We start from the raw sequence: 25,872 nt of genomic DNA, 5'->3' as shown, positions 1-25,872 counted from the left end.
TTGGATAGCATTATTGCCCCCCTTCGTTGCCGATGATGGCGCATCCTATGATGAATACATCAAATAAGACAGAATCACCTGCCGGGCAACCTTCTGCTCCTGTTGCTACCGCCCAACAGCGAGCATTTAACCTGCCAGATACACTGCGGGACAAAAGTAACGTTCAGCGCATTTTAGTGATTAAATTACGCCATTTCGGCGATGTTTTACTCACAACGCCACTACTGAGTACCTTACAAGCCAACTACCCACAAGCAAAAATCGACGTGCTGCTGTATGGCGGAACGCAAGATATGCTGCGGGAGAACAAAACGGTCAATCATGCATTTATTGTTGACCGTGGCCTCAAGCATGCGGGTCTAAAGGCCCAAATCAGTGGCGAAAAAGCGCTGTTTAATGCATTGAAAGAACACCATTATGATCTGATTCTCAATTTATCCGATCAATGGCGAGCCGCAGCGTATTGCCGTTTATTAAAACCTGGCTTCAGTATTGGTTTTCATTATCCCAAACGCGATACCTGGCTATGGCGCTATTGTCATTCTACATTGGTTGATATCCCCAATGCGGCCAAAAGGCATACCGTACTCAATAATCTGGATATTCTCGCGCCACTGCAACTGGCTGATATTATTACTGATGTTACCATGTCTTATGGTGTGCACGATGTTGAACGGGTACAGAAATTGTGCCAACAACGCCATATCAATGACTATATATTGATCCAACCTTCTGCTCGCTGGAAGTTCAAAACATGGGCCAGTGAATCATTTAGCCAACTGGTAAATCATCTCACTGAGCAAGGTGAAACCATTCTACTTACCGGCGGCAAAGATCAGGCTGAATTGGATTATATTGCTGAGATCATTGCCGGATGCACACAACCCGAGAAGGTAGTTAATTTGTCTGGCCTGCTGGCGCTACCGGAACTGGCAGTATTTATCGATAACGCTAAGCTCTTTATTGGCGTAGATTCCGTGGCAATGCATATGGCTGCAGCCTTACAAACACCCGCAGTGGTTCTCTTTGGCCCCAGTAATCTTAACCAATGGCATCCGTGGCAGGCTCCACACACGCTGTTATGGGCCGGGCATTACCGCACGTTGCCACACCCTAATGAGATAGATACTGACACTACCGATCGGTATTTGAACGCCATTCCGGTGAGCGAAGTTATCAGTGCTGTTGATGCGTGGCGCGCCCAAAGCCATTAACGGGGGCGCATCAGTAACCTTATTTTCCGCTAACCAGCTTAAGCTGAGAGAATTATGACAATCCCATCGACTTCTTCACCGGCCGCTTTCACGGTCAACCGCCGTAGTGAAATGCTGGGGGGTATTGCAGCATTGCTGCTAGGTATCTCTTTACCGACATCCAACCCACTGATCAATATCTCGCTGGTTTTAATCCTGATCTGTTTGATAATTAATCGCAACACATTGCAATTCAAACCATTACTGACGAATCCGTTGGTTTACCTGCCTGCTGCGATGTTTGCATTGTTGGCATTGTCACTACTGTTTCATCACAACAGTTATGGCCCGGATATGGTGGGTAAAGATAAGAAATTTCTTTATGTATTACCGTTAGCCCTGTTTTTTATCAACCAACCACGGTTGATAAAATTGTTTGGAATCGGCTTCTTAGCGGCTAACGCGGTGGCATTAGCCGGAACACTGGCCGTTGGGGTGTTGCACATTCCCATTGGCAATGTAGATCCAACCAATCCGACTATCTTTAAACTGCAAATTACCCAAAACTTCTTTATGGCTTTGGCCGCCATGTTGTGGCTGGCACTGGCCTTTAAAAATCAGGGCTGGAAACGCTGGGGGTATGGCTTGCTGGTGGCAGCGGCGAGCTACAGTATTCTGTTCTTGGTATTGGGGCGAACCGGTTATGTGGCATTAGTTGTTGGGCTAGGGATATGGCTATTCTTCTCTCTGGGGCGCCGCCAACGCTGGCTATTGGTAGTGTTAGGGGCGATAGCCTTTGCTGCACTACTACTGATACCCAATAAAGCGACCGACCGTATCGTGCAGGGTGTCGATGAGATAAAAGTCTGTATGGCCGCGTCTGCGGATGATGTAAATGATGCTTGTCGTAGTTCGATGGGGCAACGTTCGGCCTTTGCCATTGAAGCGGTGCGGCTAATTAAAGAGTCACCTATTCTGGGGCACGGTGCTGGCGGCTTCTATTATGAGAACCCAGAGATCAATTACAAAATCAATAATCCACACAACCAATATCTGTTGGAAACGATCCAATCAGGCTTTGTTGGCTTAATTATCTTTTTGGCATGGATTGTTTGTTGTTATCGCGTTATTTGGCAACAAACACCGGTTTTACGCAATGTACTACTGGCTGTATTGACCAGTTATATGGCGTGTAATTTCTTTAATTCATTCCTGCTGGACTCATCTGAAGGCCATCTATTTATGATCTTCGTAGCAATTTTGGCGGGCTATTCAGTGACAGAGACGCAGCATGTATCGGATAAGCAATTGACATAACAGTTACACATTTCTGCTAATTTGACGTGCTATAAAACGGCTCCTAATGGGGGCCGTTTTTGTTGATTCCGTCATGATGATGCATGCTTTGAAGCTAAAAAGTGAATTTTAACGGAAAGGCTGACATCTCTATTTGAAATAGGAGGTCTTTAATAAAATGTACATATTACACACTAAATATACGTATTTTATTTACGCTTTCTTATACATTGTAGGAATAATAAGAGGAAAAATTGGCTTTTCCTACGTGATTTCATCATTATAACCCTATAAATGGTAAGATATTTCGACATTAAATATCAATGTTCCTAATGAAATTATGGGAAAGATGAATATATTCGCTATCTAAAGCACTTTTTTACTGGTGATTGATTCTGTGTTTTTTGATTTTTTAAAATTAAAGCACTGGTTTTATGTGATTTATTGGCGTTATCAAGTGACGATTTTCACTTGACTAGATGTAAAAATCGAATATTTAATGTTCACAATAAATCTAAATGAAATCTAAATGAAATCTAAATGAAATCTAAATGAAATCTAAATGAAATCTAAATGAAATCTAAATGAAATCTAAATGAAATCTAAATGAAATCTAAATGAAATCTAAATAATTATTGTAATAATACGATTTTTATTGATTTTATCTCTAATAGTAACTACGCAATAATGATTTAAAAAACTATTACATCCGTTTTATAAAAATTAAAACGGAGTATATAAATGTGGCTGTCATCTGATTGTCTGCGTCTGATTGATGGCGGATATAGGGGAGTAAATGTGAGCTAATAGAGAATTTTAATAAGACATTGCCTATTTTAACAATGGAATGGATTATTTTTAACTTATTGAAATTTAAGGATATTTAAATTATATTTTTAATGGTTAATCTATAAGCTTAGTTCATAGAACGAGAGTCCGCAAGATGGCAGGGACTCTCGTTCATATGTCTATTATTAAATTAATGCGGGTACTGGAATCATCTTAAATGATCCGTCTAATAAAAACAGATTTCTATGCTAATAGAATAGGTGGATTGCAGTGAATTAAACTGAAATGTCATTTTCTGAATATACAAAATGATGACTTTGAACACTGTTACAAAATTCTGATGTATGTGATAATTTTATCAAGAATTTACATATTGTAAGATTTGGTCTACTTTCCCGGCATTATGCAATAGTTTTAAAGGAAGCTATGATAACTATGTATTTATATTGATAAGTGGGTCTGGGTGAATCTGTTTGTAGGATAAGCAGAATTTACATTTAACTTAATTTATCCAATGTCATTGAGAGCATCATGGCCAATTCAACAACGAATAAATTATCTTTACCGGCCCTTACCTCTTTGGTGGTCGGTTCAATGATCGGGGCCGGTATATTTTCATTGCCGGCAACATTTGGACGAGCAACCGGTGGGTTTGGCGCACTTATCGCCTGGTGTATAGCGGGGGGTGGGATGCTAATGCTGGCTTTTGTTTTTCAAACATTAGCGCAGCGTAAACCTAATCTCGATTCTGGTGTATTCATTTACGCAAAAGAGGGCTTCGGGGATTATCTTGGTTTTGCTTCTGCATTAGGTTTCTGGGCCGGTACCTGTATTGGTAACGTCTCTTATTTTGTTCTTATCAAATCAACGTTAGGGGCATTCTTCCCTATATTTGGTGATGGTAATACTATTCCGGCGGTGTTAATTGCCTCCGTTATCTTGTGGGGATTCCATATCCTGATATTGCGCGGCGTTAAAGAAGCTGCAGCAATTAATACCATCGCCACCTTCGCAAAAATAATTCCAATCTTCATTTTCGTCATCGTACTGATTTTTGCCTTTAAAGGTGATGTTTTTGCGCTGAACTTCTGGGGTACGCCAGATGTGATTAAAGGTGCTGATTTATCCCATCTGAATGACTATGGCTATGTTGGTCATGCGGCGGCGGCAATCACCACGTCAGTTGAACCTGAGTCTCTATTCTCTCAGGTACGTAGCACCATGCTGGTCACAGTATTTGTATTCTTGGGTATCGAAGGTGCGAGTGTTTATTCACGTTATGCCAAAGAACGTAGCCATGTTGGTATCGCGACCGTTCTGGGCTTTATTGGTGTGCTGTGCCTGCTGGTATTGATCACCATGTTGTCTTACGGCGTGTTACTGCGCCCTGATTTGGCGGCATTACGCCAGCCATCAATGGCTGGGGTGTTAGAGGCGATAGTCGGCCGCTGGGGGGCAATATTTATCAGTGTGGGTCTGATTATCTCCGTGTTGGGTGCTTATTTATCATGGTCACTACTGGCAGCGGAAGTGCTGTTTTCGGCGGCTAAGAGTAACAGCATGCCAAAAATCTTCGCGACTGAAAACAGCAATGCTGTGCCTTCAGCAGCGGTTTGGCTGACCAACATCTTTATACAGATATTCTTAATTCTCACCTTGTTTACTGATTATGCTTTTCAACTGGCGCTGGAATTAACCAGTTCATTAACTCTGATCCCTTATCTGTTAGTAGGGGCTTATGGCCTGAAATTGGCATGGACCGGTGAGACTTACGAAACGAATAACCGTGGTCATAGAAAAGATTTGATTTTTGCCATCATTGCGACTTTCTACTCTGCTCTGATGATTTACGCCGGCGGCCTGAAATACGTGCTGTTGTCGGCCATTATTTACGGGCCGGGCACTATTTTGTATCTGATTGCCAAACGTGAACAGCATCAAAAAGCCTTTAATTCCTATGAAAGAATACTGTTTATTGTTCTGATTGTTGCTGCGGTGGCTGCGATTTATAGCATTGCTACCGGGATTATCACCATATAATTTATTGGAGTTCTTATGTCAGATAAAGCTAAGAAAACTCACGCTAAACCTAAGTTTGGTGTTCACTCTGAAGTCGGCAAGTTACATAAAGTAATGGTGTGCGCCCCAGGACGTGCCCATAACCGCCTGACGCCAAGTAATTGTGATGAATTATTATTTGATGATGTCCTGTGGGTAGAGAGAGCCAAGCGCGACCATTTTGATTTTATGACCAAAATGCGTGAACGCGGTGTTGATGTGGTTGAGATGCATAATCTGCTGGCTGAAACGGTCGCCATTCCAGCGGCGAAAAAGTGGATTTTGGATCAGCAAATTGTGCCGAATGAAGTGTCATTGGGCATTTTGCAAGAAACCCGCAGCTATCTGGAAAGCCTGGAGCCGCGCGTGCTGGCTGAAGTGCTGATTGGCGGCTTGTCCACCACCGAACTGCATAAAGACGGTAAATGTGACAAAGAAGAGTTGAAGCTGATCCGCGAAGCGGTTGGTATTACTGAATACTTGTTACCACCGTTGCCCAATACACTGTATACCCGCGATACCACTTGCTGGATCTATGGCGGTGTGACACTAAACCCACTGTATTGGCCGGCGCGTCATGAAGAAACCATCCTCACCACGGCTATCTATAAATTCCACCCGGACTTTGGTGACGCCAATGTGAAAGTGTGGTGGGGTGACCCGACGCAGCACCACGGCACTGCGACGCTGGAAGGCGGTGATGTGATGCCAATCGGTAATAAAACCGTGTTAATCGGCATGAGTGAGCGAACTTCGCATCAGGCAATCACGCAGTTGGCGCAATCGCTGTTTAAAAATAGCGAAGGGCAGGTGGAGCGCGTCATGATCGCGGCCATGCCTAAATTGCGTGCCGCTATGCATCTGGATACCGTGTTCACCTTCTGCGACCGTGATGTAGTGACGTTATATCCGGCGATTGTTAATCAGATCCAAACCTTCTCACTGCGCCCTGATAATGGCCCGACCGGCATTAAGTTAAGTCGTGATAAAGGCACCTTTGTTGAAGTAGTTGCTGGCGCGCTTAACCTGAAAAAACTGCGTGTGGTTGAGACCGAAGGTAATGATTACGATACAGAACGTCAACAATGGGACAGTGGTAATAACATGGTTGCTCTTTCACCAGGTGTGGTGCTGGCCTATGACCGTAATACCAAAACCAATACCCAGTTGCGTAAAGAAGGGGTCGAAGTGATTGAGATAGTCGGCAGTGAATTAGGCCGTGGGCGTGGGGGCGGTCACTGTATGACGTGTCCAATCATCCGGGATGCCGTCGACTACTAATCCCCTTCGGCCTTGAAGCCACAGGGGTGTTAGCTGCGCGCACTTACCCGAATCACTTACTTATGTAAGCTCATCGGGATTCGTTTGCTGGCTGCCTACCTGTGGCTCCAATGACTTTGGGGATGTCCTTCGGCCTTGAAGCCACAGGGGTATTAGCTGCGCGCACTTACCCGAATCACTTACTTATGTAAGCTCATCGGGATTCGCTCAATTGCCGCCTTCTTGCAACTCGAATTATATAGGGTATAGCGCAGTTGCTCTTAAAAAATAGCTGATAGTGAGTAGCAGAGTAGTGCTATTTCGCTATTGGCTATCTCTGTTTTAGCAGCCAGAGATTTGTATTTGGCAAGAAAGCACGACATTACGTTTTTAAAGCCGAGAAATGATGAACTAAGATGAAAAGGGTGATCAAGTGAAATACGTGTATTTAGTGTGCTTTTTGCTGATAGTGACCCTGATGACGCTTTTTGTATTTCAAAACAGCGGGCTAGTGAACTTATCTTTACTTTCCATGCAAATAACACTACCCATTTCGGTGCTAATTGTGCTGATCTATTTTCTAGGGATGTTTACCGGGGGATTATTAATCACACTAATAAGAGCGCTGGTGCGCCGTCTGTCACAAAAAAGTGAAGCCCAAAACAGATAAAGAAGTGTGAATAATTAATCTGCAATAATTATTAAAATCTGACTCAACGAGATCTTATAGTGAAGATAAAAACAGTAATCACTCTGCTATTAACGTTTCTTCTCGCTGCTTGCGACAGAACTCCCCCTGAAGTCGCAGAAAGTGTGCGCCCGGTAAAAATATTTACCGTTGAAGACAGTGGGCAAAATGGCACTCGCTATTTTCCAGCGCGATTACAAGCTGGCGATGAAACTCAGCTCTCCTTTAAGCGAAGTGGGCAATTGCAACAGTTGCTGGTGCGTGAAGGTGAGCAGGTGAAAAAAGGCCAAGTCATTGCCAGACTGAATGATACGGATTTGAACCTACGAGTCAGGGATCGTCAGTCTACCTTTAATCTGGCTCGCGATCAGTTTAACCGTTTCAATACCTTGCAAGGGCAAAGGGCGGTATCTCGTGCTGAGTTGGATGTACGTCGTGCTGAGATGGAATCGGCGCGTGCGTCCTTGGAAATTGCACAAAAAGAACTTAGTGATGCAACTATTACCGCACCTTTTGATGGCATTATTGCCAATGTGAATGTGCGTAACCATCAGGTCATGGCCCCAGGTCAGGCGGTTGCCACATTAAGTGCATTGGATACGTTAGATGTGGTGTTCAGTGTGCCGGAGCGCCTGTTTACTACGCTGGATATCAGCAATCGTAACTACAAACCAACGGTATTACTTAATCATATGCCGGGGCGCGAATTTATTGCTGAGTATAAAGAACACACCACCTCAACCACCTCTGCTTCACAGACTTTCCAGGTGACACTGACGATGAAGCGCCCGGCTGATATGCCATTGCTTTCAGGTATCAGTGGCCGGGTAAGAATCAACTCTGGCAATCTGTCTGGCACTGATCATCCGACGATTATCGTACCAGTGGAAGCCGTGTTTAACCCAGACACTGCCCAATTGAATGATGCAAGAGTCTGGGTTATCAAGAATGATGATGGTCAGATGCATGTTGAAGAGCGCAAAGTTCAGGTAGCTCAATTGACCGCCAACGGTATTCAAATCACCTCCGGTCTGGCTGATGGCGAGCAGATTGTCTCCGCAGGTACCGGTGAGCTTCGCCCAAATCAGGTTGTCCGGGCTTGGGTCCGTGAGCGGGGTCTCTGATGAAGCTGACTGACAATTTTATCAATAATAATACCCGTATCTGGCTAACGATTCTGTTGCTGGGTATTGGTGGCATTATTGCCTATCTCAATATAGGCAGGCTGGAAGACCCAGCCTTCACCATCAAAACGGCGGTAGTTGTCACCCGTTATGATGGTGCATCAGCACAGCAGGTAGAAGAGGAAGTCACACTCCCATTGGAGAATGCCATTCAGGAACTCTCTTATGTTGACGACGTCACTTCTATTTCCAGTGCCGGTTTATCACAAATAACTATCAATATTCGCGCACAATATGGCGCGAATGAGTTACCGCAAATCTGGGATGAACTGCGGCGTAAAATCAACGATAACAGTGTGCGTTTGCCACCGGGAGCCAGTGCGCCGATGGTCAATGACGACTTTGGCGATGTTTATGGCTTCTTCTTCTCACTCACGGGAGAGGGGTACAGTAACCAGGATTTACGTAATTTTGCCGAGCAACTGCGACGTGAACTGGTACTGGTACCCGGGGTAGGTAAAGTGGGTATTGTGGGTATTCTGCCTGAAGAAGTTCAGGTGGAGATTTCTCGTGCCCAGATGACCGCCGCAGGTATCACGCCACAGCAGTTATCCGATTTACTGAGCCGCCAGAATGTGGTGTCCGATGCGGGCCAGTTGCAGGTGGGCAGTGAGTCTATTCGTTTGCATCCAACCGGTGAATTCCAAAGTGTACAAGAACTGGGGAATTTACTGGTAAGTCAGCCCGGCAGCCCGAAAAGCGTGTATTTGCGTGATATCGCTACTGTCTCTCAAGGTTTTGGCCATTCACCGACCAATATTTATCGTGCCAACGGTAAACCTGCATTGGCACTGGGGATTTCGTTTGCCCCGAATGTCAACGTGGTAAACGTAGGTAATGCGATTAAAGCCCGGCTGGCGCAGCTTGACGGTGAACGCCCGTTAGGTATGCATATCAACGTGTTCTATGATCAGTCCCATGAAGTTGAAGGGGCGGTTAACGGTTTTATCCTTAACTTCCTGTTGGCACTATTGATTGTTGTGGTCACTTTGCTGATTTTCATGGGGGTGCGCAGCGGTATAGTGATTGCTATCTCGTTGGCACTTAACGTACTGGGTACGTTGCTCATTATGTGGCTATTTAATATCGAGCTACAGCGAGTGTCGTTAGGGGCGCTGATTATCGCGCTAAGTATGTTGGTGGATAACGCCATTGTGGTGGTGGAAGGTATCGTTGTTGGTCGCCAGCGAGGCGAAAGCATCTTTACCGCTATTAGCAATGTGGTGAAGCGCTCAATGATGCCGTTGTTAGGCGCGACTATCATTGCCATTCTGGCCTTTGCACCTATCGGCCTGTCCAATGATGCAACGGGTGAATACTGTAAATCGTTATTCCAGGTGTTGTTGATCTCGCTGATGTTAAGTTGGTTCACGGCACTGACGCTAACACCGGTCTTTGCTAAGTGGGCATTCCAAAACCAGAAACCGGCGAAAGTGGATGCCGATAAGCCGGCCAGACAACCTTATGATGGGTGGTTATTCCGCTATTATCGGGTGATATTGAATAAATTACTGCAACATCGCAGTATCACTTTGGTGCTGCTGGCGGCCATGTTAGTGGCATCGGTGGTGGGTTTTGGTCATGTTCGCCAGAGCTTCTTCCCGCCCTCTAATACGCCAATCTTCTTCGTTGATATCTGGCTGCCGAATGGTACTGATATCAATTACACCGAAGGGATAGCGAACAAGGTTGAGCAGTATATCAAGCAGCAAAAAGGGGTTGAGGACACCATGGTGACGATTGGTCAGGGCGCAATGCGCTTTATGCTGACCTACAATGCTCAACGTCGTTATCCTAACTATGCGCAGGTGATGGTTCGTACCGAGGACCTCAGCCAAATACCGGGTTTGATTGATGAAATCGAATCCTATATGCATGACGAATACCCGCAGGTTGATGCGCAGATAAAACGCATCATGTTTGGGCCATCCAACAACAGTTCCATTGAAGCACGCTTTGTTGGCCCGGATCCTGAAGTGTTACGAACCCTGGCAGCGCAAGCGGAAAAAGCGATCATTGCTGATCCGATGGCAGATGGTGCACGGCATGACTGGCAGGATCGTAGCAAAATGATCCGGCCACAATTCTCCGACTATCTGGGGCGCGAACTGGGGGTAGATAAACGCGAAGTTGATGGCACATTGCGCATGAGCTTTGGTGGCCTGCCGGTAGGATTATACCGTGATGGCACTCGCTTAATGCCGATTGTACTGCGCACACCGGATGCAGAACGGCTTAATGCAGAACGGCTGAATGATGTGATGGTATGGAGTCAGGCGCGCCTGGCCTTTATCCCGATCGATAACGTTGTCACCAGTTTTGAAACCGAGTGGGAAGATCCGCTCATTATGCGCCTGGATCGCAAGCGGACGCTGACGGTACAAACGGATCCGACCCAACAAGGCGGTGAGACCTCTGCTGAACTGTTGCGGCGTATCAAACCGGGTGTGGAAGCCATTCAGTTACCGCGCGGATACGAACTGGAGTGGGGCGGTGACTATGAAAGTACCAAGGAAGCACAACGGGGTATTTTCACCAGTTTGCCGATCGCGTTCCTGATTATGTTCATCGTAACGGTATTGATGTTCAGCTCGGTGCGCAATGCTATAGCGATCTGGCTGACGGTGCCACTGGCATTAATTGGTGTCACGGTAGGCTTCCTGTTGACGGGGATTCCATTCGGTTTTATGGCTTTGTTGGGGCTGTTAAGTCTGAGTGGTATGTTGATACGTAACGGCATTGTGTTGGTGGAAGAGATAGGCTTACAGCGACAGGAAAAACCACTGCGCGAAGCTATTATTGATGCCTCTACCGCCCGTTTACGGCCTATTATGTTGACGGCATTTACCACGGTTCTGGGGCTGGCTCCGCTGCTCAGTGATGCTTTCTTCCAGAGTATGGCGGTGGTCATCATGTTTGGTCTGGGCTTTGCAACGGTGCTGACATTGCTGGTGTTACCAGTGATTTACAGTTGTATGAATCCAGAACCTAAAGAGAAAGTGAGTGACGAACCCGTCAGTGAATAACGGTTAGTGTGGCGTTAGCACTACCGAGAATGACTAAAGCTGCCCCTTTTATTGGGGTGGCTTTTTTTATGGCTGGTGCCTATCGCGCGTAAACCTATTTCTATTTTACCTTCTTACACTGTTTGGCGGCTTCTGTGCGCCACTTCTCTTCCTGTCCCTGTGTTACGGCATTGTCGTTCCAATATGAAACCATGCTGAGATAACGGAGTTTCATAATGGAACGTTTTAACTGTTGGTTCTCAGCCTGTTTTTTGCGCTTATAGTGGATGCAGTTTCATCAAATTGACCCTAAAAATTATTTATTCTTACATTATCTCTTACGCTACAGGAGCAAGATATGCTGAAAGTCATTCAATCTCCGTCCAAATATATTCAAGGTGCCAATGCATTACAGTCCATTGGTGAATTTGCTAAGTTATTGGCTAATAACTATTTTATCATTGCTGATGATTTCGTCATGAAGCTGACTGCTGATACCGTCGGCTCCAGCCTGCAAGCCAGTGAGCTGGAACATCATTTCAGCCGCTTTAATGGCGAATGTTCCCGTCACGAAATTGAGCGGTTGACGGTTGAGCTGAAAAAGCACGGCTGTAATGGAGTGGTTGGTATCGGTGGCGGGAAAACCCTCGATACGGCTAAAGCGATTGCTCACTATCAGCATATCCCTGTCGTTGTGGTGCCTACTATTGCCTCTACCGATGCCCCGACCAGCGCCTTATCCGTTATTTATACCGAACAGGGCAAGTTCGCTGAATATATGATTTACCCGAAAAACCCTGACATCGTACTGATGGATTCCACCATTATTGCCAAAGCACCAGTACGTTTGCTGGTCGCTGGTATGGGCGATGCGCTGTCTACTTATTTTGAAGCACAAGCCTGTTTTGATGCTAAAGCTATCAGTATGGCTGGTGGTGCATCGACATTAGCGGCAGTTACACTGGCTCGCTTGTGTTACGAAACCCTGCTGGCGGAGGGCTATAAAGCCAAACTGGCGGTAGAGGCGGGTGTTGTGACCGAAGCGGTTGAACGTATTATCGAAGCCAATACCTATCTGAGCGGTATTGGTTTTGAAAGTAGTGGTCTGGCGGCCGCTCACGCCATTCATAACGGTTTCACCGTATTAGATGAGTGCCACCACTTGTATCACGGTGAGAAAGTGGCCTTTGGTACCCTGACGCAGCTCGTATTACAGAACAGCAGCATGGAAGAGATCGAGACAGTGCTCTCATTCTGCCAGCAACTGGGTTTACCAATCACATTGGCTGAGATGGGCGTTTCTCAGGATATTGAACGCAAGATCCATGATGTCGCCAAGGCCAGCTGTGCTGAGGGAGAAACCATCCACAACATGCCGTTCAAGGTCACACCTGACAGTGTCTATGCTGCAATTATGGTAGCTGACCGCTTGGGTCAGGCTTTCCTCAACTAATCTGTGCGGCAAATACGTTCTGAGTTGAAAATCGACCGAGTCTGCCGGTGTTTCTCATCATCGGCAGCTCTGTTCTCCAGCCATTCCCGTTCGCGGAGCATAAAATGAAAAAATTAATTAACAGCGTTGAGAGTGTGTTACAGGAGCAAATTCAGGGGCTGGTTGCGGCGCATCCTGAGCTAACATTACATCAAGAGCCCCTTTTCATCACCCGTGCAGATGCGCCAGTGAGTGGCAAAGTTGCATTGATGTCCGGTGGTGGCAGTGGTCACGAACCGATGCATTGTGGCTTTATTGGCGAAGGCATGTTGGATGGCGCCTGCCCGGGTGAGATTTTTACCTCGCCGACCCCCGATCAAATGTATGAATGCGGCCAAGCCATTGATGGTGGGCCAGGTGTGCTGATGCTAATTAAGAATTACACTGGCGACATTCTAAACTTTGAAACTGCCGCCGAGCTGTTGCATGCCGGTGGCACCGCTGTTGCTACCTTAGTGATAGACGATGATGTGGCGGTCAAAGATAGCCTGTATACCGCCGGGCGGCGTGGGGTGGCGAACACGGTCATTATAGAAAAATTACTCGGTGCTGCTGCGGCACGTGGTGATTCATTAGATGAATGCGCACTACTGGGGCAGAAAATTAATAATCAGGGGCATTCTATTGGTATCGCGCTTGGTGCTTGTACTGTACCCGCTGCCGGTAAGCCGTCATTTATTTTGGCTGAAAATGAGATGGAATTTGGTGTGGGTATCCATGGCGAACCGGGTATTGAGCGTCGGCCATTTACTTCACTGAATAACACGGTAGACGCCATGTTCCAGACCTTGATTGATCACGGCAGCTATCAGCGCACATTACGCCACTGGGATCGACAAGCCGGTGACTGGAACGAGACGCGCCAGAGTAAGCAACCCTTAGCCAAAGGCGATCGGGTCATTGTTCTGGTCAATAACCTTGGCGCGACCCCCTTATCGGAACTTTATGGTGTCTGGCACCGTCTGGCGGAGTGCTGTACACAATTCGGTTTGACCATCGAGCGTAAATTGATTGGTTCTTATTGTACGTCATTGGATATGCAGGGTATGTCCATCACCGTGCTGAAAGTTGATGATGAACTCCTGTCATTGTGGGATGCCCCAGTAAGTACCCCCGCGCTGCGCTGGGGTTGCTGATATCTCCTTGGTACTTGAAGCCGCAGGGATGCGCGACTTTCACCAACCCGAATCACTGAGTTTAATTCAGCACAAGTGCTGAAAATAATCTTACAAAACAATGCGCCAGGAGAAGAACATGGGACTCACCAAACAACAAATTGTCAGTTGGTTACAGTTATGTGCTGAAGTTTTCAGCGAGCAGCGAGATTTTTTGACGCAGTTGGATACTGAAATCGGCGACGGCGACCACGGCCTGAACATGAATCGCGGCTTTAATAAAGTGGTCGAAAAGTTACCGACCTTTGCCGATAAAGACATTGGTTTTATCCTGAAAAATACCGGTATGACACTGCTTTCAAGTGTTGGCGGCGCCAGCGGCCCGCTGTTTGGCACGTTTTTTATTCGCGCAGCACAAAGCACGAATGCTAAGCAGAGCCTCGATCTGACGGCGGTTTGTCAGATGTTTAAAGATGGAGTGGAAGGGGTAGTGATGCGCGGTAAAGCGGAACCGGGCGATAAAACGATGTGTGATGTTTGGTGGGCGGTAGTGGCGCAACTCGAACAGGCAAATCAGCAGGGAGTCACGGTGGTAGATGCATTGCAGCAGGCCGTTGAACGTGCCCAGCAAGCATTGGCCGGCACTATTACTATGCAGGCCCGCAAAGGCCGTGCCAGCTATCTGGGCGAACGGAGTATTGGTCATCAGGACCCAGGGGCAACATCAGCCATGCTGATGATGCAGGCGTTATGGCAGGTTGCCAGTCATTAATCAGGCTGGACTGACACGTTTATCAGGAGGAAAGATGGTCAATCTCGTTGTAGTTTCTCATAGCGCGCTGCTGGCTCAGGGTGTGGCCGAACTGGCACAGCAAATGACACAAGGGAGCTGCCAGTTAGCGGTTGCTGCCGGTGTAGACGACCTGGATCATCCTATTGGCACGGATGCCATTAAAGTGATGGAAGCCATTGAGTCGGTTTACACCCCATCTGGGGTACTGGTTTTGATGGATTTAGGCAGTGCCTTACTCAGCGCAGAAACGGCACTGGAGCTATTAGACCCCGATATGGCGCAACATGTGCAACTCTGTGCCGCACCACTGGTGGAAGGGACTCTCGCTGCTGTCGTCGCTGCATCATCTGGCGCTTCACTTGCCGACGTCCGTGCTGAAGCAATGGGGGCGTTGATAGCGAAAGCCACTCAGCTAGGGGAAGAAGCCGTGGTACCTGCCAGTAATGCGGTGGCTAAGGCGGCAGCGGATGCTCAGAGTGTCAGTTGGGTGGTGCGCAATCCTAACGGGTTACATGTGCGACCGGCGGCTAAATTGGTCGAAGCATTGGCTCCGTTCGCGGCAGATTTACTGCTGGAAAAAAATGGTCAGTGTGTGAATCCACGCAGCCTGAACCAGCTCGCAATATTGCAAGTTCGTAAAGGTGATACCATTCGTTTGCTGGCCAGTGGTGAGCAAGCAGGCGAGGCGCTAGATGCTTTTATGCAATTGGCGCGGCAACATTTTGGCGAATTCGTCACCACCACCAGTGAGGGGGAATTTACTGGTGTCATGGTGCCTCGTGGCGCGATTAGTGCACCATTGTTGCAATGGTTACCCGCCATTCCGGTTTTTTTACCTCAAACAATCAATGCTGAACAGGTAGCTAAAGAGCAGCGGCGTTTACAACAGGCGTTGGCGCAAACTGTGGCTGATTTGCAGCAGTTGGCACAACAGGCAGAACAGCAGATTAGCCCTGAAGCAGCGGCTATTTTTAACGCTCATGTGATGCTGATTGATGATGGGGAACTGCATCAGGCGCTGGATGCGCGCGTAGAGCGTCAGTTAGTTTGTGCAGAATCGGCATTGCAGGATGAATTGATGACAATGGTGGAAGATTATCTGGCTCTGGATGATGAGTATCTACGCGTTCGGGAATTAGATATCCGCGATATACTTAACCGCACATTGGGCCATTTGACCGGGCTACCACCAGTTTCTCTTTCAGTTAGTGGTGAAATTATATTATTAGCCGAGGAATTATTGCCTTCACAAATGGTTGGGCTGAACCACCGGCAGGTAAAAGGCATCTGTTTAAGCAAGGGGCATATCATGTCTCATAGCGCTATTCTGGCTAAAGAGTTGGATATTCCAATGTTAGTCGGTGCCATGGGTTGCCTGGAAGCCAGCCGTAATGGGCAAAATGCAATATTAGATACCGCAATCGGGGCACTGAAACTGCAATAAAAAATCACCGCCAAAATGCTTAACTGAACATTGTAGCTCTGCATCAGTCCAGAGCTGCAATTTGCGGAATCAGATATCTCAGTGGAGACAAAATCTGGTTTCGCCAGTTATAGCGCTCTTCTATTAATGTAGCTCCGGCTTGTCTGATTTTATCTATTTCGCCGTCGGTTAATTGGCAAATCTGGCGTATTATTTCCGCTAAACTTGCTGCGTTCCCGGGGATGTGAAGGAACCCATCGATCCCATGTTCAACTTGCTCACTCAAACCGCCGGAGTCGGCAACAATTAACAATGCTCCCTGCTGTCTGGCCAGCCAACGTGATTCCATCGGAATCAATCCATTAGGTTCATTCTCAGCAGAAAGAACGCAAACCCGCGTATTACGCCATTGAATAAGACATGCCATTAGTTCGCGATCAAAAGAATTGATCAGAGAGGCAGAGATATCGAGTCGGCTCGCTAAGGCAGATAACTCCGGCAAAATCGGGTCACTCATAATAACGGGATGAATATCATTACCCAGATAACAGGCTGCTCTGAGCAACAGATCATGGCGTTTGTAATGAACCCCTCTGCCTAAAGTGATAGCTAATGAGTGATCCAGCGATATTCCGTGTGATGAGAGTGTGTCACTGATTTCCTGATCACTGCGTATTCGAAACCAGGGGTCATTGATATTTATTCCTGCAGGTGTCGGTATAAATGATTGTGGGTCAGCACCGTATTGTGCCACTAAGTGCATTGCCAGGAAGTTGCTGATATTACCGAGCTTGATATTAGAATCAATCTTGGCCCAGTGAACAGCCAATGATTCAGCCATAATACGTTCAGGATTCGGTAATGGCATTTCATGATTAAATGCCGTGCCATGGGAAATATAGATAATTTTTAGATTACGTTTCTCAATAGCCGCATGCAAACGAGCAATTAGCGGCGTGAACGAAAACGGCAATTCATGACAAAAGGCCAGAGTGATATCGTAATGGCTACTGAGATCAATAATTTTTGCCGCCCCTGCAGCAGAGGAGATTTGCCAGTTCTGTAAGTTACCAAGAAAAGCATCACCGTAGGGCCATGAACAATCAACGCCTTTCCCCAATGTCATGTCTGGTACAGTTGAAAAGGTCCCCCCCATATTATGAATTTGGTTAATAAAATAACCATAATTACTGGTGTCAAAAAAATAATTATATTTACTGGAGGCAATTTCAATAAAATGAGGTTCTAAGCTGATATTATTATCAGCCAGTAATTTAATTACCTCCGGTAATGCCATAATTTGCCCTCTGATATAAGAACCTACTCCGCCGACAAAAAGTTGTACGCCTTCGGTTATTAAATGGATAATGCCAATTTTTAGGCTGTTATTATCACCAATAGATGATTTATCTTCATGCATAGAAATCTCATATTTTTAACATACAGATATGATTTACAGTTGTATTAATACAAAGAGATTAATGACGTGTTTTTCTTGTATATCATGTAATTGTTGATGAACAGGAAATCTAGCCCACAGTTTAAGAATAAATTGACGGCATCCTTAGGGGTTTCCACTATTGGCATTCCTTTGGTGTTCAAAGAGGTATTTAGTAATATAGGCACGCCAGTCTCGGCAAAAAAATAATTTATTAAGGTATGGAATTTTTTATTCATCTCCTTTTTGACAGTTTGCACGCGGGCACTACCGTCTACATGGACAATCGAAGGTAGTGCTGCTCGATATTTTTCTTTGACATAGGCAATAAATAGCATGTGATCACTATCATGGTTCAAGTCGAAATAGTCATTCGCTTTTTCATGTAAAACGGCAGGAGCAAAAGGGCGAAAATCCTCGCGATATTTAACGTTAGTATTAATATGATCTTTCATTCGAGGGTTACGGGGGTCCGCTAAGATACTTCTGTTTCCTAAAGCGCGAGGGCCAAATTCAGACTCCCCTTGGAACCAGGCAATAACATTACCTGCCACGATGGATTTTGCGGCAATAGCTTCAATATCATCATAGTAAGTATATTCAATTTTATCGGCATGCTTTTCAAGCTCTGCCATAACACTAATATCATCATATTTTTTGCCAAAGTATGTTGAGCCAGAGTGTTTTACTCGCTCTTTCTTCAGCACTTCCAACCAGCCATAATAGCAACAACCAATTGATAGCCCGTTATCTCCCGCCGCAGGTTGGATATAGAGACGCTCAAACTCACTATTAGTAATGAGCTTTTCATTTGCGGTGGCATTTAATGCAACCCCTCCGGCATAAGCAAAGTTTTTCATAGGATAAAGTTGGTAGTAATGGCTGAACAGATAAAACAGTGCTTCCTCGAGTTTGGTTTGCGCCCAATAGGCTAAATCGGCGTAATATTGGAAGTTGTCACGAAAATGAGTAGGACCAGAGTTTAACAGAGGGTCTATTTTTGCCCACCAGTCACTACGCAACACCACTTTGCCGGAATCGAAGTAGAACGGTATCCAATCGATTACATTCGGCCTTCCGTAAGGGGCTAATCCCATCAACTTACCTGCGCAATCCAGCTCGCCAAAAATATACAGCGCTATCCCTTCATAAAACTCACCAATAGAATTTTCTATTTCCCAGCTCGAAACAGGATAGTCTTTGCGATTCTTTCGATTAACCCACCTGGAGAAGTCTTTGAAGATAGGCTTGATTTTACTATCTTGATAAACGTAGTAGCTGCATGTTTCCCAGTAACGGTAACGATTGTTAACGTGGATACTATTCGCACCTTTGATATCCTCAACAATGTCATTACAACTGTCTAAGCTACCTCCATGGCCATCAATAACCACAATACCCATATCTGTAATGGTCAACTAAAACCGGACACGGATTTAGGCACATTGTTGTAATCGGCGTTCATATTCATTCGGCGATATATTGCCCAGCCGGTAATGCCGACGCTTCAGATTATAAAAACTGTCGATATAATCGATAACGTCCGCAATGCCCTGACTTCGGGTTTCATAGCGACGGTAGTTAACTCTCTCTGCTTTCAGGCTGCGGAAGAACCTCTCCGTAACGGCATTATCCAAACAGTTACCCTTGCGGCTCATACTGCCCGTCACATCAAGTTCCTGCTGGCAGGACTGGAACTGGGCGCTAGTATACTGAGCACCTTGATCGCTATGGAATACGACTGGGCCTGTTGGCCGTCGTTTATTAACCGCCAGTCGTAATGCCCGGATAGTCAGGGCGCTGTCCGGTTTGTCCGAGAAGGCCCAACTCACTATTTTTCTTGAACATAAGTCCATGACAATAGCCAGATATAACCAGCCCTGAGCGGTACGAAGATAGGTGATATCACCTGACCACCAGGTATTTAATGTCTCTGGATTAAACTGTCGATTCAACAGATTAGCCGCCACTACAGCCGGTTTACCACCACGTGGATAGCGATGACGTCCGGGACGCTTCGCAACCAGCATCAGGGTCTTCATTATCTGACGGACACGGTATCGGCCAACGTTAAAACCCTGTTCACGCAGCTCAATACACATGCGCCGACTGCCATACGTCGCATCCATTTCAGCATGAACATGCTTAGCCGCCGCATGAAGCATCAGAACATTTGCTCTGAGGGCTGGCCGCCGGCTTCGGGCGTAAAATACACTGCGCGTGAGCGACAGGCATCGACATACTTGCTGGATGTTTGCCCCGGCCTTCTTCAGCTTCACCGCGACTTTTTGTCGTTGTTCATTTCCATGGCGAAGAAGGCTGAAGCCTTTTTTAACAGGTCATTGTCGCTTTGCAACTGACGTACCTGCTTTTCAAGTTCCTGTATTCGTCGTTGTTCAGACGTGATCGCGGTGGCGATGGGAGTATCTCCCCTCACTTCTCCGCGATATTGGCGTAACCAGCGTTGTAATGTTGAAAGGCCTATATTCATCGTTTCAGCAGCCTGGGTCACCGGGTACTTATGCTGCAGAACCAAATTGACACATTCCTGCTTGAACTCATGGGTAAACGTTTTTCTTCGCATTTTCACCTCGTTAGCGTTGCTCATTATATCTCTAACAAAGTGTCCGAAATGATTAGACCATTACATATCATCAAAAGGTGATGTTCCTATGGCACTGTAGGCATGTGCCAAGTGATGAGAAAGTGTGATGATCGGCACCATGGGGGGTAAAACCCTATTTTTCCGCTGTTCTAATGATTGGCTAAATAATGGATTATAAGAGTTTTGTTCTACTATCAATGAGAGGTCCTTATATTCAATACCCGCAGCATCTAAACAATATTGAATAGTTGAATTATCATTAAATCCATCATGTTTTACTCGGGATATTCTTTCCTTCTCAATCGAGAATATAATTTTGCCATCTTTCATTAGACATGTTGAGCCATCATGCGATAGAGCAGTACCGAGAATATAAATTGGATTACACATAAAAGTAATATCCTTATTAATTTAGCCTTCTGTTAATTAAGAATGTAAGCAAGTCGACGTGATAGTGCGAGTGTTGTTAACGATGGATTAGCCGCACCTGGTCGTGGGAATGTACTTGGGCCAACAGCATATAGATTTTTGATATGATCAAATTCATGATTTTCATTCAATATTTCTCCCAGTGGCAGAGTACTACTTTCATGGTTTTCCGTTCCAAGTGGGCTTATCCATGTGACGGGTTTGTTGGCATGGACTACCCTCGATGGGGAATGAAATTCATGATAGACATCCCCCATGGTTCTGGCATGGACAGTAAAACCGCCTTCAAAAACTAATGGGGAAAAGGGGATTGATATATTTTCACAAATTCCATGCCAGAATATATTTAGTTCATCCCGCTGTTTTTGTATCAATACATTATCATCATTATTTAAACCACTATAAATTGATAAAGGCATGTTCTCATCATTTCTATTTATGAAAATATATCCGTGATCGGAGGGGATCTGTTCGCCCATTGTCCATACTTCTAATTCAATGCCAAAATCTGATTGGGTGATAGTGAAAAATAAATTAAATCTTTCTCCTGCGGAACTATGGCAAAAGAATATAGTGTCAGATTTATATTCAATTAACTCTCTCAGCATATCGGATAGTTTATAATACTCAAATGTCACATTAAACCCCTGAACAATGTGATCGACGAGTCCAGTTATTTTTTCCTCAATTAAATGTCCCGAATCATAAAGTACTTGCGCTGCCAAACGTGTATTCTCAATGGTACCTAAGGCGAGAACACATTTATCAGCGAAGATGGTATGTACCTCATTAGAGCCAATATGTCTCAACTTAGCGCCAATACAGTGACCATTTTTAACGATGAGTGACATAACTTCATACCCAGGAATTATTTTCGGGTTAGATCTTAATTGGTTATCTTCTTTCCAATAGGAAAGTGGTGAATAAGATTCCCAGCCACCTGATGAATTAATATTACGAATAACCTGAGGTGTTATTTTAAACTCAAAACCAGAAAGCTGAAGAGAGTAATCTATATCGTGATTCTTATCTGCCCATGCGAGCATTTCAGACTGCACCTGTGTGTAAAGTGATGGTCCACCTAACCAACTTTCAGTAAGATCATGGGCAATATTTGAAGGCCAGAATTTAAGTGTCTCAGCCTCTATTGGTAAAATAACACCATGCCAATAAAGGGATCTACCGCCGACTCTACGACGTAGACAAGTTCCTTTAGCAAAATGAGGTTCATTTAAAGAATGCCATGAACGGTAGGAGTATTTATCAGATCCTTCATTTTTCCAATATTCATTGGCTCGTTCATATTCACCTCCTGCATTTATATGGTTGTAATCATCTGCTGGACCAGCTTCTATAACGACGATGTCTTTTATTCCTCTACAATTTAAATGCTTAGCTAACTCTAAACCCGACATTCCAGCGCCGAGTATTAAAATTTTTATTTTGGGTGGTATTTCATTTTTATTTTTGCGTATGTTTATATCTATAATATTCATTATATATTCCTTTGAAGTGAGTTTTTTTTGAAAGTAATAATCTCTATTTATAATAATTTATGCATGAATTTACTCCACGGTTCTCTAGGGAATTTTGATTGAACAAATTTTTTATTATTAGCTAATAGCGTTTTAATCTCGTCAGCCCCGGCAGCATGTAACTGCATCCATTCAAATAACTGTTGTGCAGCATCCCTGGGGTGTTCTGGGATTACTTTAATGTGATGGTACTCAGTGCCATAAAACTCAGTGAAGGCCGTATACTGTGTTACTGCGCAGGGAATACCTGCAATAGCAGCAAGTGCTGGACCTAAACCGACACTTTCCACGTTCTCTACATTAGGTGTAAATAAAACTGCGCCGGATAACGTATGGCAAATGATAAGTAAGTCAATTTCATCTAAATGCCATTTGTTGTCTTTATCTTTATATGTTTTTATCGGTACTTCATCTAAAAATATAATACTATTGTCTAGGTTGTATTTTTTTACCTGCTCTTTTAAATCATGAGCATACTCAGGATCTTCATTCATGTTCCCGAATATCAACAGTTTCGGCGTGGGTAGTTTTTTTTCTTTATAAATATCAAGTAGCTTATTAAAAACACTTATTGATATTTCGATACCCTTGACTCTAAATACTCTAACGGGAACTATAACAATAGATGAACCTATAGCTATATTATATTGGTTTAAAAAATCAATGTGAATATTGCTAAAAGCAGACACATCGATTGACGGTAATATATTAGGAATGACATCAGGTACCAATTCTGTTGGATAGTCTCTACTTTCCTTCGCCAAGGCTTCAGACGCAACTATCCATTTAGTATAGGTATTATCTTGTGGTATGGGTGTCAATATATTGGGTTTTTCAGGATATAGTCTTTCTTCATGTTCATAAATGGCATAACTACCAAATAGGTCATGATCCCAAAAAATAATACCGCCGTTATCTTTTTTAGCCCAATACCTTCTCGCTGCGTTGTGCAGTGCCAGGCTAACAGGAACGGCATCCGAAAGGGTAATATTTAAGCAAAACACCCAATCGACCTTATTATCTTCAAACCAACTTAGGAAATAATCCTCATAAATTTTAGCAATAGAATTAATATCTTGATTGATCTGTTTAATTTCTTCTCCTGTTAATGATTTATATCTTGCTACCCTCTTTCTGATATGAGTAAAACAGTGCCCATGATCGCTATCATAAGAGTATTTTTGATGGATAGAACTTATTCTCATCCATGTTGGATATTGTGATTCTGTACTACCATGAGGGAAAAATTTTTTTTTGTCCGGCCGCCAAGAAAATCCTAAATCGGCGGGTATTTCATTTATAATATCATTGTTTTTTATAGCTATTTCTGCAACATTTCTAAAAATAGTGAGTAGACCACTCGTTGGGAGTCCATCCCCTGATATGATAGCCCACTTTGTTTTTTTCATTATCTATCTCCTGAGGTTAACTGTTTAATTAGTGTATTTGATAGTGTATTAATTAATAAGAATGCCAGTACGCAACTAACCAATATCATAATCAATGCAGTTCTTAATGATGTCATGTCGGCTAACATCCCTATTAACGGTGGGAATATAAGTAGGCCAACTCTTGATATCCAAGTTGCGAATGCGATTCCACTCGTCGAGTTTATATTGGGTATTTGGCCAATAAATGAAATTGTTAATGGGAATACCACCGACATCCCTAATCCGATTAGTGAAAAACCTAATATTGAAACAATTGGTGAATGAATGGTTATCACAATTAAGATTCCCAATGCTGCCATTAGAATTCCGTATCTTAATACTGGGATATTACCCAATTTATTGGTCAGGTAATCACCAAATCCTCGCCCTATAACCATTGATACCTGACATGCTAAATAAGGTAAACCTGAAATTACAGATGGAGCTTGATAGTAATCATTCATATAGATAGCACCCCAAACACTTGCTGTTTCCTCTATGCCGCAAGTGAATGTTAGCAAGATTAACGCAATGATATACAGTTGAGTACCTGTGGCGCCCATACTTTTTTTAATATTTTCACGAAGGGAAAGTTCATCAAATGAATCCCCCTTTCGGAAAAATATCATATAATTAATTAATATTATTAGATTCATAAGCAATACGGAAAAACTAAATTGTCCCATAGAAAGTCCGAATCCAATTGCTGATATGGCGATGCCCCCCCCATTATTGTGCCGATACTTTCTGCACCATGAAATCTATTAATCAAGCTTCGGCCATATAATCTTTGTATGTTAAGTGCCTGCACATTCATACAGGTATCTGCCCAAGCATCGAAAACCCCAAACAGGAAGAGCAGCAGTGTTATTTCATACCATGATGATGCAAATGGTATTATTGATATGATAATTATAAAAAATAAAAATGTTATAATTGTCGCCCAATATAATCCAATGGTGTTAATAAAATTCTTGGACAATAACCCCATAATAATTGCTCCTGCTGGGATTGCAGATATCATTATTCCAACCATATAATGACTTAGATGAAACTTTTCTTTTATGTCTGGAATCCAGGGTACGATACTCGCGTAGGCTATTCCGTGGATGAAAAACAGTAATGATAGTGTAATATTTTGTTTTGTTTTTATTTGATTAATTTTCATTAAATTAATTTCACATGAGTTTATTGTTGCTGCATATAGTTTAAATCGAATCCTAATATATTTCTGTAACCTGTTTTTATTAATGGGTCTTTTAATTTTATAGGGGTCACTTTGTGCCAAATGGTTGAATTTCTATCGATATGAAACAAACCTTCACCACAGTTCAATGTTTGTGATTTAATAAACTCTTCTCTCTCTGTACAGTAGAGTTTACTCGTTCCTCCGTCAATGTTGTATTTATCAATAATTAATGCTGATACAATATAGTCACATCCATCCTGATGTAAGCCCTCTGGTGAATTGCAGACCGAATTCATTGTATTATCAATAATTAAAGACATCTGATGACAGGTAACTTCAACTGTTTCTATTTTTTGCCCATGCTCACATTCGCACAGCATTTCGACGAAACTCCTTATGAGCTTTCTTAATATAAGTGAATGACTTATTGCCGGGTCCATTGGCGGGAATTGACGTTTTAATTGCCTTAAATCTGAGGGATAGTCAGCATGTTGAGTAAAGTTAGTTAATTCTGGGCAGGCAATATTACTGACTTCCCATTGATTATTAATGTGTTTAACAATAAATCGGCTAATGCTTCTTTTTCTAAAGGGTTTATAGGAGTAAAAAAAATGTCTATCTATATCAGATAAACGCAATATGAGTTTTTGAATGTTTGGTGGTGGACATCTTTCATCCAGATAACGTTGAGCCTCCTGAAAGATGATGATTTTATCGTTATAAAATTTTCTGGCCAAGAATTTTAATTGAGATAGTTTTATATCATTAGTATCCCACGCTAATGATTTAAATGACAAGGTATTTTTAACGTGATTTATATCCATCCCAAGCTCATTGATATTAAACTGAATGATTTTATATTTAATCCCCATAATGAAAATATCCTAGTAAGTTAATTTGTTATTGATAAATTACATTGATGAAAATAAGCCATATAAACGCACATGTAT

The 25,872-nt window shown here is 43.9% G+C and carries 18 protein-coding genes and 2 pseudogenes; 11 read left to right on the top strand and 9 right to left on the bottom strand.

Going from position 1 to position 25,872, the window contains the following annotated elements; genetic code table 11:
* Window positions 1-47 precede the first annotated feature (47 nt).
* From rfaQ to dhaM, 11 genes are all read left to right on the top strand, one after another.
* Entirely contained in the window at window positions 48-1,214 is a 1,167-nt protein-coding gene (gene rfaQ, locus V2A84_RS16090) for a putative lipopolysaccharide heptosyltransferase III (protein ID WP_083160755.1), read from the top strand.
* A 54-nt stretch (window positions 1,215-1,268) separates the two neighbouring features.
* Window positions 1,269-2,510: an O-antigen polysaccharide ligase WaaL-ps gene (gene waaL-ps / locus V2A84_RS16085; protein WP_083160753.1), complete on the top strand. Its 1,242-nt coding sequence runs from the start codon at window positions 1,269-1,271 to the stop codon at window positions 2,508-2,510.
* A gap of 1,299 nt (window positions 2,511-3,809) precedes the next feature.
* Window positions 3,810-5,318, top strand: coding sequence for an amino acid permease (locus V2A84_RS16080; protein ID WP_083160751.1), 1,509 nt, complete (start codon window positions 3,810-3,812; stop codon window positions 5,316-5,318).
* Window positions 5,319-5,333: 15 nt separating this feature from the next.
* Window positions 5,334-6,617: an arginine deiminase gene (gene arcA, locus V2A84_RS16075; protein ID WP_083160749.1), complete on the top strand. Its 1,284-nt coding sequence runs from the start codon at window positions 5,334-5,336 to the stop codon at window positions 6,615-6,617.
* 412 nt (window positions 6,618-7,029) lie between these two features.
* Entirely contained in the window at window positions 7,030-7,266 is a 237-nt protein-coding gene (locus V2A84_RS16070) for a lipopolysaccharide assembly protein LapA domain-containing protein (protein ID WP_083160747.1), read from the top strand.
* A 59-nt stretch (window positions 7,267-7,325) separates the two neighbouring features.
* A complete protein-coding gene (locus tag V2A84_RS16065) occupies window positions 7,326-8,408 on the top strand; it encodes an efflux RND transporter periplasmic adaptor subunit (protein WP_083160745.1) in 1,083 nt (360 codons plus the stop codon).
* Window positions 8,408-11,494: an efflux RND transporter permease subunit gene (locus V2A84_RS16060; protein ID WP_083160743.1), complete on the top strand. Its 3,087-nt coding sequence runs from the start codon at window positions 8,408-8,410 to the stop codon at window positions 11,492-11,494. Before V2A84_RS16065 ends, V2A84_RS16060 begins: the two co-directional genes overlap by 1 nt.
* Before the next feature lie 337 nt (window positions 11,495-11,831).
* On the top strand, window positions 11,832-12,926 hold the full coding sequence (locus V2A84_RS16055; RefSeq protein WP_083160741.1) for a glycerol dehydrogenase: 1,095 nt from the start codon (window positions 11,832-11,834) through the stop codon (window positions 12,924-12,926).
* A gap of 104 nt (window positions 12,927-13,030) precedes the next feature.
* Complete coding sequence (gene dhaK / locus V2A84_RS16050) at window positions 13,031-14,101, top strand: dihydroxyacetone kinase subunit DhaK (protein ID WP_083160739.1); 1,071 nt, start codon at window positions 13,031-13,033, stop codon at window positions 14,099-14,101.
* 118 nt (window positions 14,102-14,219) lie between these two features.
* Entirely contained in the window at window positions 14,220-14,852 is a 633-nt protein-coding gene (gene dhaL / locus V2A84_RS16045) for a dihydroxyacetone kinase subunit DhaL (RefSeq protein ID WP_083160736.1), read from the top strand.
* Window positions 14,853-14,886: 34 nt separating this feature from the next.
* Window positions 14,887-16,317, top strand: a complete 1,431-nt coding sequence (gene dhaM, locus V2A84_RS16040) for a dihydroxyacetone kinase phosphoryl donor subunit DhaM (RefSeq protein ID WP_083160734.1) — start codon at window positions 14,887-14,889, stop codon at window positions 16,315-16,317.
* Between the two features lie 43 nt (window positions 16,318-16,360).
* On the opposite strand, the gene V2A84_RS16035 is transcribed toward dhaM, so the two are convergent.
* The 9 genes and pseudogenes from V2A84_RS16035 to V2A84_RS15995 form a co-directional block, all read right to left on the bottom strand.
* Window positions 16,361-17,716: a glycosyltransferase family 4 protein gene (locus V2A84_RS16035; RefSeq protein WP_227746565.1), complete on the bottom strand. Its 1,356-nt coding sequence runs from the start codon at window positions 17,714-17,716 to the stop codon at window positions 16,361-16,363.
* Between the two features lie 44 nt (window positions 17,717-17,760).
* A complete protein-coding gene (locus V2A84_RS16030; RefSeq protein ID WP_442849138.1) occupies window positions 17,761-19,137 on the bottom strand; it encodes a carbamoyltransferase C-terminal domain-containing protein in 1,377 nt (458 codons plus the stop codon).
* Window positions 19,138-19,170: 33 nt separating this feature from the next.
* Entirely contained in the window at window positions 19,171-20,013 is an 843-nt protein-coding gene (locus V2A84_RS16025; protein WP_442848611.1) for an IS3 family transposase, read from the bottom strand.
* The gene (locus V2A84_RS16020; RefSeq protein WP_442848610.1) at window positions 20,010-20,342 is read right to left on the bottom strand and encodes a transposase; all 333 of its coding nucleotides are present in this window, start codon (window positions 20,340-20,342) and stop codon (window positions 20,010-20,012) included. The genes V2A84_RS16025 and V2A84_RS16020 overlap by 4 nt, the downstream gene beginning before the upstream one ends.
* Before the next feature lie 39 nt (window positions 20,343-20,381).
* Window positions 20,382-20,729, bottom strand: a pseudogene (locus tag V2A84_RS16015) (carbamoyltransferase N-terminal domain-containing protein); the annotation flags it as partial.
* Window positions 20,730-20,761: 32 nt separating this feature from the next.
* Entirely contained in the window at window positions 20,762-22,264 is a 1,503-nt protein-coding gene (locus V2A84_RS16010) for a GMC family oxidoreductase (RefSeq protein ID WP_442848154.1), read from the bottom strand.
* Between the two features lie 47 nt (window positions 22,265-22,311).
* Entirely contained in the window at window positions 22,312-23,712 is a 1,401-nt protein-coding gene (locus tag V2A84_RS16005) for a hypothetical protein (RefSeq protein ID WP_442848960.1), read from the bottom strand.
* Window positions 23,712-24,901, bottom strand: a pseudogene (locus V2A84_RS16000) (MFS transporter). Before V2A84_RS16000 ends, V2A84_RS16005 begins: the two are co-directional and overlap by 1 nt.
* Before the next feature lie 20 nt (window positions 24,902-24,921).
* The gene (locus V2A84_RS15995) at window positions 24,922-25,794 is read right to left on the bottom strand and encodes a 2OG-Fe dioxygenase family protein (protein WP_083160724.1); all 873 of its coding nucleotides are present in this window, start codon (window positions 25,792-25,794) and stop codon (window positions 24,922-24,924) included.
* Window positions 25,795-25,872: the final 78 nt, after the last annotated feature.

The organism is Yersinia sp. 2553 StPb PI, assembly GCF_052217105.1.
GTDB lineage: Bacteria > Pseudomonadota > Gammaproteobacteria > Enterobacterales > Enterobacteriaceae > Yersinia > Yersinia enterocolitica_E.
This window is presented reverse-complemented; position numbering and strand designations above follow the sequence as displayed.

Coding starts and splice junctions, on each gene's coding strand:
- arcA (WP_083160749.1), top strand. CDS start 5,334: ATGTCAGATAAAGCTAAGAAAACTCACGCTAAACCTAAGTTTGGTGTT.
- dhaL (WP_083160736.1), top strand. CDS start 14,220: ATGGGACTCACCAAACAACAAATTGTCAGTTGGTTACAGTTATGTGCT.
- V2A84_RS16035 (WP_227746565.1), bottom strand. CDS start 17,716: ATGCATGAAGATAAATCATCTATTGGTGATAATAACAGCCTAAAAATT.
- V2A84_RS16055 (WP_083160741.1), top strand. CDS start 11,832: ATGCTGAAAGTCATTCAATCTCCGTCCAAATATATTCAAGGTGCCAAT.
- dhaM (WP_083160734.1), top strand. CDS start 14,887: ATGGTCAATCTCGTTGTAGTTTCTCATAGCGCGCTGCTGGCTCAGGGT.
- V2A84_RS16030 (WP_442849138.1), bottom strand. CDS start 19,137: ATGGGTATTGTGGTTATTGATGGCCATGGAGGTAGCTTAGACAGTTGT.
- waaL-ps (WP_083160753.1), top strand. CDS start 1,269: ATGACAATCCCATCGACTTCTTCACCGGCCGCTTTCACGGTCAACCGC.
- V2A84_RS16060 (WP_083160743.1), top strand. CDS start 8,408: ATGAAGCTGACTGACAATTTTATCAATAATAATACCCGTATCTGGCTA.
- V2A84_RS16005 (WP_442848960.1), bottom strand. CDS start 23,712: ATGAAAAAAACAAAGTGGGCTATCATATCAGGGGATGGACTCCCAACG.
- V2A84_RS16010 (WP_442848154.1), bottom strand. CDS start 22,264: ATGAATATTATAGATATAAACATACGCAAAAATAAAAATGAAATACCA.
- rfaQ (WP_083160755.1), top strand. CDS start 48: ATGATGAATACATCAAATAAGACAGAATCACCTGCCGGGCAACCTTCT.
- V2A84_RS16020 (WP_442848610.1), bottom strand. CDS start 20,342: ATGAGCAACGCTAACGAGGTGAAAATGCGAAGAAAAACGTTTACCCAT.
- dhaK (WP_083160739.1), top strand. CDS start 13,031: ATGAAAAAATTAATTAACAGCGTTGAGAGTGTGTTACAGGAGCAAATT.
- V2A84_RS15995 (WP_083160724.1), bottom strand. CDS start 25,794: ATGGGGATTAAATATAAAATCATTCAGTTTAATATCAATGAGCTTGGG.
- V2A84_RS16080 (WP_083160751.1), top strand. CDS start 3,810: ATGGCCAATTCAACAACGAATAAATTATCTTTACCGGCCCTTACCTCT.